Origin of the sequence: Micromonospora sp. LOL_015 (assembly GCF_048060275.1) — a bacterium.
Taxonomy (GTDB): Bacteria; Actinomycetota; Actinomycetes; order Mycobacteriales; family Micromonosporaceae; genus Micromonospora_E.
Genome location: NZ_JBHMIO010000038.1, coordinates 1 through 11,782, shown reverse-complemented (window position 1 = coordinate 11,782; position 11,782 = coordinate 1). Strand labels below are relative to the sequence as shown.

The 11,782-nt window shown below is 70.5% G+C and carries 13 protein-coding genes; 6 read left to right on the top strand and 7 right to left on the bottom strand.

What is annotated here, in order from left to right; all coding sequences use genetic code 11:
- Nucleotides 1-62: 62 nt before the first annotated feature.
- A complete protein-coding gene (locus tag ACFHWU_RS23510; RefSeq protein WP_416552488.1) occupies nt 63-689 on the bottom strand; it encodes a hypothetical protein in 627 nt (208 codons plus the stop codon).
- Nucleotides 690-803: 114 nt separating this feature from the next.
- Here ACFHWU_RS23510 and ACFHWU_RS23505 point away from each other — a divergent pair, with 114 nt between their 5' ends.
- Both ACFHWU_RS23505 and ACFHWU_RS23500 read left to right on the top strand, forming a co-directional pair.
- The gene (locus tag ACFHWU_RS23505) at nt 804-2,063 is read left to right on the top strand and encodes a GNAT family N-acetyltransferase (protein WP_416567875.1); all 1,260 of its coding nucleotides are present in this window, start codon (nt 804-806) and stop codon (nt 2,061-2,063) included.
- Nucleotides 2,064-2,086: 23 nt separating this feature from the next.
- On the top strand, nt 2,087-2,587 hold the full coding sequence (locus ACFHWU_RS23500; RefSeq protein ID WP_416552485.1) for a hypothetical protein: 501 nt from the start codon (nt 2,087-2,089) through the stop codon (nt 2,585-2,587).
- A 57-nt stretch (nt 2,588-2,644) separates the two neighbouring features.
- Here the strand turns inward: ACFHWU_RS23500 and ACFHWU_RS23495 are convergent, their stop codons facing one another.
- From ACFHWU_RS23495 to ACFHWU_RS23480, 4 genes are all read right to left on the bottom strand, one after another.
- Complete coding sequence (locus ACFHWU_RS23495; RefSeq protein ID WP_416552483.1) at nt 2,645-3,112, bottom strand: ribose-5-phosphate isomerase; 468 nt, start codon at nt 3,110-3,112, stop codon at nt 2,645-2,647.
- 65 nt (nt 3,113-3,177) lie between these two features.
- Nucleotides 3,178-4,377: a DUF1015 family protein gene (locus ACFHWU_RS23490; protein WP_416552481.1), complete on the bottom strand. Its 1,200-nt coding sequence runs from the start codon at nt 4,375-4,377 to the stop codon at nt 3,178-3,180.
- Between the two features lie 208 nt (nt 4,378-4,585).
- Nucleotides 4,586-4,819 (bottom strand): hypothetical protein, encoded by a 234-nt coding sequence (locus ACFHWU_RS23485; protein ID WP_416552479.1) that lies wholly within the window; start codon nt 4,817-4,819, stop codon nt 4,586-4,588.
- A 150-nt stretch (nt 4,820-4,969) separates the two neighbouring features.
- A complete protein-coding gene (locus ACFHWU_RS23480; RefSeq protein WP_416552477.1) occupies nt 4,970-5,596 on the bottom strand; it encodes a DsbA family protein in 627 nt (208 codons plus the stop codon).
- A gap of 220 nt (nt 5,597-5,816) precedes the next feature.
- Here ACFHWU_RS23480 and pepN point away from each other — a divergent pair, with 220 nt between their 5' ends.
- Entirely contained in the window at nt 5,817-8,369 is a 2,553-nt protein-coding gene (gene pepN / locus ACFHWU_RS23475) for an aminopeptidase N (RefSeq protein WP_416591594.1), read from the top strand.
- 103 nt (nt 8,370-8,472) lie between these two features.
- On the opposite strand, the gene ACFHWU_RS23470 is transcribed toward pepN, so the two are convergent.
- Both ACFHWU_RS23470 and ACFHWU_RS23465 read right to left on the bottom strand, forming a co-directional pair.
- On the bottom strand, nt 8,473-9,096 hold the full coding sequence (locus ACFHWU_RS23470) for a GNAT family N-acetyltransferase (RefSeq protein ID WP_416591603.1): 624 nt from the start codon (nt 9,094-9,096) through the stop codon (nt 8,473-8,475).
- A complete protein-coding gene (locus ACFHWU_RS23465; protein ID WP_416552474.1) occupies nt 9,090-9,455 on the bottom strand; it encodes a hypothetical protein in 366 nt (121 codons plus the stop codon). The genes ACFHWU_RS23470 and ACFHWU_RS23465 overlap by 7 nt, the downstream gene beginning before the upstream one ends.
- A gap of 548 nt (nt 9,456-10,003) precedes the next feature.
- On the opposite strand from ACFHWU_RS23465, the gene ACFHWU_RS23460 reads away from it, so the two are divergent.
- From ACFHWU_RS23460 to ACFHWU_RS23450, 3 genes are all read left to right on the top strand, one after another.
- Nucleotides 10,004-10,387: a hypothetical protein gene (locus ACFHWU_RS23460; protein ID WP_416591593.1), complete on the top strand. Its 384-nt coding sequence runs from the start codon at nt 10,004-10,006 to the stop codon at nt 10,385-10,387.
- A 65-nt stretch (nt 10,388-10,452) separates the two neighbouring features.
- A complete protein-coding gene (locus ACFHWU_RS23455) occupies nt 10,453-11,259 on the top strand; it encodes a hypothetical protein (RefSeq protein ID WP_416591592.1) in 807 nt (268 codons plus the stop codon).
- Nucleotide 11,260: 1 nt separating this feature from the next.
- Nucleotides 11,261-11,761: a hypothetical protein gene (locus ACFHWU_RS23450; RefSeq protein WP_416591591.1), complete on the top strand. Its 501-nt coding sequence runs from the start codon at nt 11,261-11,263 to the stop codon at nt 11,759-11,761.
- Nucleotides 11,762-11,782 lie beyond the last annotated feature (21 nt).

Here is an 11,782-nt window from a genome sequence, read left to right as displayed (position 1 = left end):
CCCGCGCTCGGTCAGAACGTCCCGCGCTCGGTCACAACGCAGGAACCCGGAAGCTCAGCACCTCAGAACCAACCAGCGAACCAGTTCCAGACGCTGACCACCCACTCGGTCTGCCGCAGGTAGGCGAACCCGACGACGATCAGGTACGCCCCGGTCACCATGTGCGAGGCACGGGCACCGTGCCGGACCCGACCCAGCTGGCGTTCCAGCACCACCCGGCCGATCACCCGGCACAGCGCGAACAGACCCGCCCCGACCAGCATCGTCAGCGCGAAGGTCAGCACCGGGCTGGCCAGGTCCCCCCGGGCGGAGATGGCCCAGACCCCCCAACAGACGAAGGCGAACAAGCCACCCAGCACGCTCCACTCGCCGCCACGACGGAGCTGGGCGAGCTGCTGACTCAGCGGTGGCCGGGGCGGCCGGATCCGGCCGTCCGACCAGCCCGGCCCGACCTCCGACGGCCAGCCTGTGCCGGTCGGCTCGTGCGACGCGGTGAACTCGGCGGTCGGCGGCGGCCCGCCCCGGCCGACCTGCGCCACCCCACGCCGGAAAAGGCCGGCGACACCCGGTGTCGTCGGCTGGTCCGCGTCCGGTGTCGTCGGCTGGTCCGCGTCCGCTGCGCCGGGGACCGTACGCTGCGGCGGCACCTCCACGGTCCGCTCGGCCCAGGGTGTATGCCGATCTGCCATCTTTCCTCCCCACGGGTGCGGGCGGACCCCCGTACCATTTAGACGCTCACATCCGAGAGTAGCGAGCCGGCAAATGACTCGCCGACCCCGCCACCGATCGGTTAGACAGAGCAGATGGATGCACCGTTTCCGATCCGGGCCGGCGTGCCGCAGGACTTCGACCCAGTGATGGAGCTGCTGCTGGCGGCCTTCCACCAGAACCCGGACCCGGACCTGCACCACGTCGAGCGGGACGTCTTCGAGTCGGACCGGTCGCTGGTGGTCACCGACGGCGACCGGATGGTCGGGCACGCGGGGGCGTACACCAGGGAGTTGACCGTGCCCGGCGCGATGCTGCCCGCCGCCCACGTCTCCATGGTCGTGGTCGCCCCGACCGACCGTCGGCGCGGGCTGCTGACCCGGCTGATGCACCGCCAGCTGCGCCAACTACGCGACGGCGGCGAATCGGTCGCGGTGCTGTGGGCCAGCGAGGGCCGCATCTACCCGCGGTACGGTTACGGGATGGCCGCACAGCGGCTGGAACTGGATGTCGACCTGCGGGAGACCCGGGTGCTCGACCCGACCGGCCCGGGCGCGGGTGCCGACCTGTCCGCTGGCCCTGGCGTCGGGTCGCTGCGCGTCGGCGACCCCGGGCAGCTGCGGCCCGAGCTGGCGGCGGTGTACGAACGGCTGCGCCCCAATCGTCCCGGCTGGTCCGGCCGGGACGACCGGTGGTGGCGGTACGTGCTGGCCGACGGCCCGGCCCGCCGATCCGGCCAGACCGCGCTGCGGGTGGTGCTGCACGACGGTCCGACCGGCCCGGACGGCTACGCCCTGTGGCGCACGGTGAGCGACTGGGACGCCCGTGGGCCGAAGGGCCGGGTACGGGTGACCGAGGCGGTGGCCGGCAGCGTCGACGGATACCGGGCCCTGTGGCGGTTCCTCACCGGCATCGACCTCAGCCGGACGCTCTCCTTCCGGTTCGCGGCGCTGGACGAGCCGCTGTTCCAACTGGTCGACGAGCCCCGGCAACTCGGTGCAGCGCTCGCCGACAGCCTCTGGGTGCGGCTGGTCGACGTCGCGGCGGCGCTGTCCGCCCGTCGGTACGCCACCGGAGTCGACGTGGTCGTCGACGTCACCGATCCGCTGCTGCCGGAGAACTCCGGCCGCTGGCGGCTGACCGGCGGCCGGGAACAGGCCCGCTGCGTACCCACCGACGAACCGGCGGACCTCGCCTGCGGGGTCGCCGATCTGGCGGCGGTGTACCTGGGCGGCCCGTCGCTGCGGTCGCTGGCCGACGCCGGCCGGGTGCGCGAGCTGCGCCACGGTGCGGTGGCCGAGGCCAACACCGCGTTCGGCTGGGACCGTGCCCCCGCCGGCATCGAGATCTTCTGAGCCGGTCGCGGTACGGTCGGCGGATGGCGGACTTCGAACGGCGCAGGCGACGGCACCGGCACGGCGGCCCGCCGCGACGCCCCGACAGCGGACCGGCCAGCGCCAGCACCGCTGAGGTGCACGACCCGGAGCAGGACGGTACGCCGGAGCCGGGCAGCACTCCGAGCACTCCGGAGCCGGACGGCAGGCCGGTACCAGGGCCGGGGCCGCGCCCGCAGCCACTGGGACCGCGTGCTCCAGAGCCGTCGCAGCGCGTCCCGGAGCCACCGCCGACGCACCGTCAGCGCCGGCAGACGTCGGGCCGTTCCGCCGGCGGCGGGTCCGGCGGCGACGACCGGGAAGCCGACCGTGGCCTGCGCGGACTGGTCGGTTCCGGCACCTCGCAGGTCAGCACCTCGGCGGCGCTGCGGGCGCGGGACGCGTCCCGCCCCAGTGAGGACGACCTCGCCCGGGCCGAGGAGACCCTGACCATCGTCCGCCGGCACTGGGTACCCCGGGAGGAACTGCCCCGCCGGGAGCGGTGAACCGGCCGGTTCCCCGCGAACCACCGGACGCCGGAACGCAGCGCGTGGCGTCCCTGGTCAGGGCAGCGCGGGCAACTCCCGGTCGACCTCGTACGCGGCGACCTGGGCGATCCGGCGGGCGTGCCGGTCGTTGCCGGAGAAACCGGTGGCCAGGAACGCCTCCACCAGCGTGGTCGCCTCGTCGAGGGTGTGCTGACGGGCGCCGATCGCGACGACGTTGGCGTCGTTGTGGGTGCGCGCCAGCTGCGCGGTTTCCAGGTTCCAGGCCAGGGCCGCCCGCACCCCGGGCACCTTGTTGGCGGCGATCTGCTCGCCATTGCCGGAGCCGCCGATCACCACTGCGAGGCTGCCCGGGTCGGCGACCACCCGGGTTCCGGCGTGCAGGCAGAACGCCGGGTAGTCGTCGTCCGGGTCGAACTCGTGCGGCCCGACGTCGGTCACCTCGTACCCCTGCTTGACGAGGTGGTTGACCAGATGCACCTTGAGCTCGTAGCCGGCGTGGTCGGCTGCCAGGTAGACGCGCATACCCGCAGTCTCTCAGCGCCGGCAGGTAGGCCGTACAGCCGGGTCAGCCGGTCCCGCGTAACGGCTCAGCCGATCTCGGCCAGCACCAGGCCGCCGCGCGCCTTCGGGGTGAACCAGGTGCTCTTGCGGGGCAGCTTCTGCCGGGCCAGGTTCACCGCGACGAAATCGTCGACGGTGACCGGGGCGATCAGCACGGCCAGCTCGGCCCGACCGGCGTCGACCTCGCCGGTGAGCCAGCTGGCCGGATAGTCGCCGCCGACGTAGGTGATCCGCTTGTCGCCCGGGTCGAGGCCGAGCACACCGCGCAGCAGCACCCGCTCCACCAGGGCGTGGTCGAGGTTGTCCACCCGGTCACCGCCGCTGGTAGGCAGGGTGACCTGGTAGCCGCCTCCGGCCAGGTAGAGCCGTACCTCGCCGCCGACATCCGGAACCGTCGGCGCGCCGTCGAGCGCGGCCACCGCCGCACCGGCGGCCCGCAGCCCGGCCAGCGTCTCGTCCGGGCTCAGGGTCAGTTCGCTGACCAGCCGGTTGTACGGCTGGATGGCCACCGACGCGGGAGTGGTGACCACGGCCAGGAACCGGGACAGGCCGCCGGTCTGCGCGGCCAGACTGCGGTGGTTGCCGTCGGCGACGACCAGCTCACCGCCACCGGCCAGGGCACAGAGCCGCTGCTGCAGCTCTCCCGGACCGACCGGCCAGATTGCATGGGTACGGCCGGCCTGGTCCAGATCGGTCGCGGCCGGAGCGCCGGCGGCCTCCGCCGCCTCGGCGAGCGCGGCGTGCAGCTCGTCGCCGCGCCCGGTCTGCAGCAGCAGCACCGGGGAGAGTAGATGTCCGACCGCCTCGGCGAGCGCCACCCGCTCCCGGACCTTGGCGATGAACACGTCCTCGTTGCGGATCACCAGGCCCGGTTCGTCGGCGCTGGTGGAGATCTGGTCGGTGTCGACCATAACGAACAGGCCGTACGCAGCCGCGTCGCTGGCCGGCTCGGTGATCCGGTAGAGCACGGCGACCTGCTCGGCCGGCGTGTAGCTACCGTCGGCGCGGGCCTCGGCGAGCCGTCGGGCGGCCGACGGCAGGCAGTCGAGAAACGACCGGCCGAGGCTGTCCGGCGCCCGGTGCGGCATCTCCACTGCCAGCGCGCTACGGGGATTCGCCCCGATGATCGCGGTGATCTCGGCGTCGTCGGCGAACTCGTCGTAGTTCTGCGCACCGGTCTCACCGGTGGTGATCCAGGCGCGGGGAATCGGGTGAACGACCGTCATGGCGCGGACGCTACCGGCGGGGTCCGCTGTGACGACCGATACATCGGCCGTGTCCACCGGATGGACGCCGACCTGGTCGCCGGACCGGCCCGACGGACGCGGGCCCGGGGGCCCGGGGGCCCGGGGGCCCCGGCAAGTGGAACGGACAGCGGCCCGGTCGCCCGGGCCGCTGTCGACGGCGGTGGTCGCAGTGACCGGCCGGACCGGATCACCCGACCGGGGTCGGGCGCCGGTGCCGGCCGCCGGACCGGGCCGCTGGGACCGTGCCGACCGTCGACGCCGGCAGCCCCGACGGTACGGCGACCGGCACCCGCTCCGCCTCGTGGACCGACGGTTCCCGCCGGTGCCGGCTGCCGTCACTCGGCGCGCCCCAGACCTGGGCTGCGATCGCCTCGCGCAGCACGGGCAGATCCCAGTAGTCGGAGTCGATGTCGACCAGCATGTTGACCTCCGATGCGTCGGTGTGGCCCGGTCTCCTACCGGGCCGGCGGGGTGAACATCCTGGGCAACGACGTGGCCTGGGACGCGTCACGTGCGCCGCGCAGCGACACGCCGGGCGACGTGGAACTCGTCGCCGACACCGACAAATTGGTCAGTCGAACGTGGGATCCACCTCGCGGGACCGCTTCAGCTCGTAGAATCCCGGCGTCCCGGCGACCAGCAGCACACCGTCCCAGAGCCGCCCTGCGGCCTCCCCGCGCGGCACCGGGGTGATCACCGGGCCGAAGAACGCGACCGGGCCGGCACCCTCCGGGCCCGGGGCGTGGATCACCGGCGTACCGACGTCCATCCCGACCGGGGCCATCCCGGCGGCGTGGCTGGCCCGCAGCGGGCCGTCCCAGGCCGGATCGTCGGCGGCGGCGGCCAGCGCCGGGTCCAGCCCGGCCTCGGTCAACGCGGCGGTGTAAAGCTCCGGTGCGGTCGGCTGCTTCTCCAGGTGGATCCGGTTGCCCAGCGCGGTGTAGAGCGCCCGTACCGCAGCGTCGTCGTGGTCCTGCTGGACCGCGACGGCGACCCGGACCGCCCCCCAGGCCCCGTCGAGCAGCTTCCGGTAGCTCTCCGGCAGGTCACGGCCCTCGTTGAGCACGGCCAGGCTCATCACCCGGAACCGCACGTCGACCGGCCGGACCTGTTCGACCTCCAACAACCAACGTGAGGTGATCCAGGCCCACGGGCACAACGGATCGAAGTACATGTCCACGGTCTGACGGTCCGACATCAGACTCTCCTTCTTTTTGTCCGGCGGCTGTCCGCCGCCATTGTCCGGGTCACCTCGCCAGACGGCGCCCCAACCCACCAAGTCCAGGATCTGGGCCGGCCTCGCCAGGCCCCCACGACGTGAAAGACTTGGCCGAACGGGGTCATTCCCAGCTGTCCCCGACGCCGCCGACGTCGACGTCGGCGGTTGAACGATTGGACGGAGGCACACGGTGGCTGGAGTGCGCAATCTGACCCAGGTCGAGGCGGCCGAACGCGCCCGCCTGCTCGACGTGACCGGGTATGACATCCACCTCGACCTGTCCGCCGCCGGCAGCGCAACGGACAACCGGGTGTTCCGCTCGACGACAACGGTCACCTTCCGTTGCACCGAGCCCGGAGCCAGCACGTTCATCGAGGTGGCGGCGGACCAGCTACACTCGGCGACGCTGAACGGCCAGCGACTCGACCCGTCCGGCTGGTCGGCCGAGTCCGGGCTGGCCCTGCCGGGCCTGGCTGCGGAGAACACGCTGGTCGTCGAGGCCGACTTCATCTACTCGGCCAGTGGGCAGGGGCTGCACCGCAGCGTCGACCCGGTCGACGGCGAGACGTACCTGTACAGCCAGTTCGAGACCGCGGACGCGCAGCGGGTGTTCGCCTGCTTCGACCAGCCCGACCTGAAGAGCGTCTACACCTGGCACGCTGTCGTGCCGGCCCACTGGCGGGTCATCTCGAACATGCCGGTGGCCACCGAGGAGCCGGCCGGGCCGGACACCAAGACCGTCCACTTCGCCGAGTCGGCCCGGATGAGCACCTACATCACCGCGCTGTGCGCCGGCCCGTACCACGAGGTGCGACGCAGCCACGACGGCGTCGACCTGGGCTACTTCTGCCGGGCCAGCATGGCCGAGCACCTCGACGTCGACGACCTGCACCTGATCACCGCGCAGGGTTTCGACTTCTTCCAGGCCCAGTTCGGGGTCCGCTACCCGCTGCCCAAGTACGACCAGATCTGGGTGCCGGACTTCAACGCCGGTGCGATGGAGAACTTCGGCGCGGTCACCCACGCCGAGGCGCACTACATCTTCCGTTCCCAGGTGACCGACTTCGAGTACGAGCAGCGGGCCAACACCGTGCTGCACGAGCTGGCCCACATGTGGTTCGGCAACCTGGTGACCATGCGCTGGTGGAACGACCTGTGGTTGAACGAGTCGTTCGCCGAATGGGCCAGCCACTGGTGCAACTCGGAGGCGACCCGGTTCACCGACGCCTGGACCACCTTCCTGTCGGTCCGCAAGAACTGGGGCTACCGGCAGGACCAGCTCTCCTCCACCCATCCGGTCTACTGCGAGATGCCGGACCTGGAGGCGGTCGAGGTCAACTTCGACGGCATCACGTACGCCAAGGGCGCCAGCGTGCTCAAGCAGCTCGTCGCGTACGTCGGTCTGGAGCCCTTCCTCGCCGGTCTGCGCACCTACTTCCAGCGGCACGCCTGGGGCAACGCCACCTTCGACGACCTGCTCTCCGAGCTGGAGGCCGCCTCCGGCCGGGAGCTGCGCAAATTCGCCGCCCAGTGGTTGGAGACCGCCCAGGTCAACACGCTGCGGCCGGAGTTGTCGGTCGGCCCGGACGGCACCTACCAGCAGGTCACGGTGCTTCAGGAGGCACCGGCCGGGCACCCGACGCTGCGTACCCACCGGATCGGGGTCGGTCTCTACGACCTGACCGACGGCCGGCTGGTCCGCCGGCACCGGGTCGAGGTCGACATCAGCGGTGAGCGCACCGAGCTGACCGGGCTGGCCGGGCTGCCCGCCGCCGACGTGCTGCTGCTCAACGACGACGACCTGAGCTACACCAAGCTGCGGCTCGACCCGGCGTCAATGGCCAACGTGGTGCAGCACATCAGCGCGTTCGAATCGTCGCTGGCGCGGGCACTGTGCTGGGCGGCGGCCTGGGACATGGTCCGGGACGGGGAACTCGCCGCGCGCGACTACGTCGCCCTGGTGCTCACCGGGCTGCCCAACGAGACCGACATCAACCTGGTGACCGCGACCCTGCGGCAGGCCACCAACACGCTGACGTTCTACGCCGAGCCGGGCTGGGCGGCGCAGGGCTGGGCCGACCTGGCCCGTACCGCCCGGACGGCGCTGCAGGCGGCGGAGCCGGGCAGCGGTTTCCAGCTGGCCTGGGCGCGCAGCTACGCCACGGCGGCCCGCTCCGACGGCGACCTGGCGGTGCTGCGTGGCTGGCTCGACGGGGCAGATGTGGTGCCGGGGCTGACCATCGACACCGAGCTGCGCTGGACGGTGCTGCAGTCGTTGGCCGCCAACGGTGCCGCCACCGGCGAGCAGATCGACGCGGAGCTGGCCCGGGACCGGACCGCCAGCGGTGAGCGGGAGGCAGCGCTGGCCCGCGCCCTGCTGCCGGACCCGGCCAACAAGGCCGCCATCTGGGCCAAGCTGACCGGGCCGGACAGCCTGCCGAACTGGCAGCACCGGGCGTTGCTGCAGGGTTTCCAGCACTCGACGCAGGTGGAGCTGACCGAGCCGTACCGGACGGCGTACTTCGACGTGGTGGGCCGGATCTGGGCCACCCGGGACAGCGAGCCGGCGCAGGAGTTCGTCACGCTGGCCTACCCGGCGTACCTGGTCTCCGAGGAAACCGTCGCGGCGACGGACGAATGGCTGGCCGGCGAGGGTCACCCGGCTCCGCTGCGCCGGTTGGTCGCTGAGGGCCGCGACGGGGTGGTCCGGGCGTTGACCGCACGGGCCACCGACACGGCCGCCGCCCGCTGAGCGACTCCCGCGCCAGCCGCCATCGAGGTGAGGCTGAGACACCCTAAGACGCAGATTCAAGGTGTCTCAGCCTCACCTCGATGCGGCACTCCGGTCGTCAGGCTCAGCCGACGCGGAGGGCTGCGGTCATGGGTGGTTGGTTGGGTGGTGCGCCGCCCCGGCGCATCGCCCACAGCGGTGGTCCGCCGGCCGGCAGGTGCGCCACCCGGACGATCCGGTAGCCGTTGCGCAGGTGGAACGCCTGGGAGCGTGGGCTGCTCGCCTCGACCACCGCCGGCATGCCGATCCGGTTTAACCGGGTGTGGTGCGCGGCCAGCAGCGCCGACCCGATCCCCTGCCGTCTCAGCCAGGGTGCCGCCGCCAGGAACGCCAGGTGGTGGTGTCGGCCGGTCGCTTCCACGCGGCCGGCGGTGAAGGTGTAGTGCGCGTACGGGCCGTGCCGGTCGCCGCAGGCGCGCAACCGCCGCCGCTGATGCTCCGCACCGAGCAGCCGGTCGAACGGGTGCGGGTACCAGATCGCTACCCCGTCGCAGTGCCCGACCACGTCGACGATCCCGTGCCGCACACCGAACTCCAACTCGGCGGTGAAGAACCGGTGCATCGTCAAATAGCGCAGCGCATGGTCGCCGATCAGCCAGGACACCACCGGGTCCAGCACACACGACTGCGCCAACAACTCCGCCAACGGCTCCACGTCGGCGGCCGTCGCCGGCCGTACGGTCAGCATGGCCGCCACGTCCACACCAGGAACCGGTCGAACAACTCGGCCGCGGTGACGTCGGGCAGGTCGAACGCCGCCTCGGTCATCCGCTCAACCATGTACGTCGCCAACGCGACCGGCCCGAACACCCCCGCCAACTCGACCCGCGCCACCAGACACGGCCACAACTCGCCGCAACCGGCACACGACCACGACGGCCGCACCGCCACATGACCACCACCGCCACCGCTGTCGGCCACCGGCTCCGCACCGGTCACATCGCGGTACGCCGCACCCGCGCCCCGGCCGACCCCAGGTCGCCCGTCATGCCGGACCACCAGCACCCCACCACCAGCGGCGGCCAACTCCCGCAACTCTGCCCTCACCGCGACCACCGGCCACGGTTCACCCGAGCCGCATCCACCGCCGCCCGCCCCACAGCACCAGCCCGACCAGCACCCGCCGAACCAGGCACGCCGGACGGGCCCGTCGGGCTGAACCGCATCGAATGCCGAGGCGCACACTCCGGACACCGCAACGTCGCCCCACACACCGGACACCACCGCTGCTTCACCCGGAACGTGAAGAAGCCGACGCACAACCCGCCCAGCGCCGCCAACACGACTCCTACCAAGGTCAACACTCTTGATCCTCCCCACCACGCCGGTGCGGCCGTGGCCAATCGGCGTGCTCCTGATCGTCTGAGTTGTCCTGTCGCGGATCGCGACGACACGCAGCTTGGCGATCACAGATAGTCAGCGCCACTCCCAGCGGCATAGGAATCAAGATCTATACCTTCAGGCATACGCCTCCGACACGGAAGCGGCATAGTAGAGGAGGTCCGGTTCGCTTTCCTAGCGGACGGACGCGCAGCACCGCAGGAGGGACAGATGCAAGAGCAGGAACCAACGCCGAGCTGCGCAGGCATGAGCAAATGATCAAGCTGCCACCCGAGATCCTGGAGCGAGTAGATGTCCGCCAGGCGTTGAAGGCCGGCGACTGGGCTACCGTCCTTCAGGTCGTCACGACCCAAACTCGGGTGTCGCAGACGGAGATCGCGCAAGCCGTTGGCATATCGCAGCCACACGTTTCCCGCCTGCTCACCGGACGGAGCCGAGATCCGGGCTTCGCACCGTGCGGGCACTTTGCGACGGCCTGGGGATACCTCGATCTCTGGCCGGCTTGCTGGATGAACAGGAGAGTGACACGAACCGCCGCCAATTCGTCGCCGCAGCCGCAGCAGCCACGCGGGTTGCCCTGGTCGGCACAGCTGCTGGAGGCGTTCCCCTCGAATCACGCGACGACGAGCAACTACTGACCATCCCCTCGACCACCTACCGCAGGCTGGAGCAGCGCATGCCTGCGCGTAGCCTGCTTCCGCCGGTGAGCGCACACCTCGCGCTCATCCGCCAACTCGCATCGCGGAACGAACGCTCACCTGTGCACACCCGCCAGCTCTACTCGGTGCTCAGCGAAACCGCCGGGCTGACCGCCTGGCTGTACGTGGATGTCGACGACCGAGCCAACGCCCGCCGACACTACCAACTCGCGGTCCACGCGGCAGATCGGTCTGGACACCCGCTGCTACTCGCATACATGCAGGCTAGCCTGGGCCAGTTCGCAGCGAACTGCGGCGACGCACGCGAAGCCGTCCAGATCGTCGCATCCGCTCGCCGCGCCCTTCCCCGCTCAGCGCCCGCCATCTCCACAGTCTGGATGGACGCGATCGAATCACTCGCGCTCGCTGAGGCTGGCGACAAAAAGTCGCTGCACCTCTTGAACCACGCCGAGGATCGCCTAGCGAAGGCCCGGAACGATGAACCTGTCTGGCCTTGGATCTTCCGCTTCGATCACCAAAAACTGGCGTCGTTTCGAGCGCAAGTCGCAAGCAAGCTGGATCAACCAAGCCTGGCCAGCCGGGCGCTCTCTATAGCAGCCAGCGGTCCAGCCCAGAGTCCGAAGACCAAAGCCCTATCAGACGTCCTACGAGCCCAGATCCTGGCGAAGTCTGGACGCCTCGACGAGGCATGCAACATCGCCTGTGAGGCTTTCGACGCAGGCAAGAAGTACGAGTCAGAGAAGATCCTCCAATCAGTCTCGCGGTTCCGCGAATCCCTCGGAGGACGGGCCGGAAAACTGACGCTCGATCTGGACGAACGACTCTACGGAAGATACCAGGAGGATCGCTAAGTTGCGGATTGCCATCACCGGACATCGCGGACTGAACGACGAAGTCACAGCCAAGGTCACCGAAACCTTGAACATGAGGCTGTCCGAAGTCAAGGAGGAAATCGTCGGCCTAACCTGCCTCGCCGACGGAGCCGATCAACTCTTTGCCGAGGCGGTGCTCCGGCACGGCGGTCAGCTTGAAGTCGTCGTCCCCGCCCAGGAGTACCGCGACGGACTACCCGAGCACGCCCATGCTGCGTACGACAAGTTGATCAGCCAGGCCGTAGCTGTCCACCGCTGCGACTACCACATCTCCGACTCGACTGCCCACATGGCCGCAAGCGAGTTGATGGTCGACCAATCGGATCAGCTCTTCGCCGTTTGGGACGGCATGCCCGCCCGAAGCTACGGCGGAACCGCCGACGTCGTCGCCTACGCCGAAAACAACGGCGTCCCAGTGACAGTCATCTGGCCACCCGGTACCACTGACCTAAACTTTGGCCTTTTTGCTGGCTTTCGGTAGGTCGATGTGGGTGATGGTTAT

Bases quoted from the DNA above. Each gene is read 5' to 3' on its own strand.
- ACFHWU_RS23510 (WP_416552488.1), bottom strand. From the start codon at position 689: ATGGCAGATCGGCATACACCCTGGGCCGAGCGGACCGTGGAGGTGCCG.
- ACFHWU_RS23505 (WP_416567875.1), top strand. From the start codon at position 804: ATGGATGCACCGTTTCCGATCCGGGCCGGCGTGCCGCAGGACTTCGAC.
- ACFHWU_RS23500 (WP_416552485.1), top strand. From the start codon at position 2,087: ATGGCGGACTTCGAACGGCGCAGGCGACGGCACCGGCACGGCGGCCCG.
- ACFHWU_RS23495 (WP_416552483.1), bottom strand. From the start codon at position 3,112: ATGCGCGTCTACCTGGCAGCCGACCACGCCGGCTACGAGCTCAAGGTG.
- ACFHWU_RS23490 (WP_416552481.1), bottom strand. From the start codon at position 4,377: ATGACGGTCGTTCACCCGATTCCCCGCGCCTGGATCACCACCGGTGAG.
- ACFHWU_RS23485 (WP_416552479.1), bottom strand. From the start codon at position 4,819: ATGCTGGTCGACATCGACTCCGACTACTGGGATCTGCCCGTGCTGCGC.
- ACFHWU_RS23480 (WP_416552477.1), bottom strand. From the start codon at position 5,596: ATGTCGGACCGTCAGACCGTGGACATGTACTTCGATCCGTTGTGCCCG.
- ACFHWU_RS23470 (WP_416591603.1), bottom strand. From the start codon at position 9,096: ATGCTGACCGTACGGCCGGCGACGGCCGCCGACGTGGAGCCGTTGGCG.
- ACFHWU_RS23460 (WP_416591593.1), top strand. From the start codon at position 10,004: ATGATCAAGCTGCCACCCGAGATCCTGGAGCGAGTAGATGTCCGCCAG.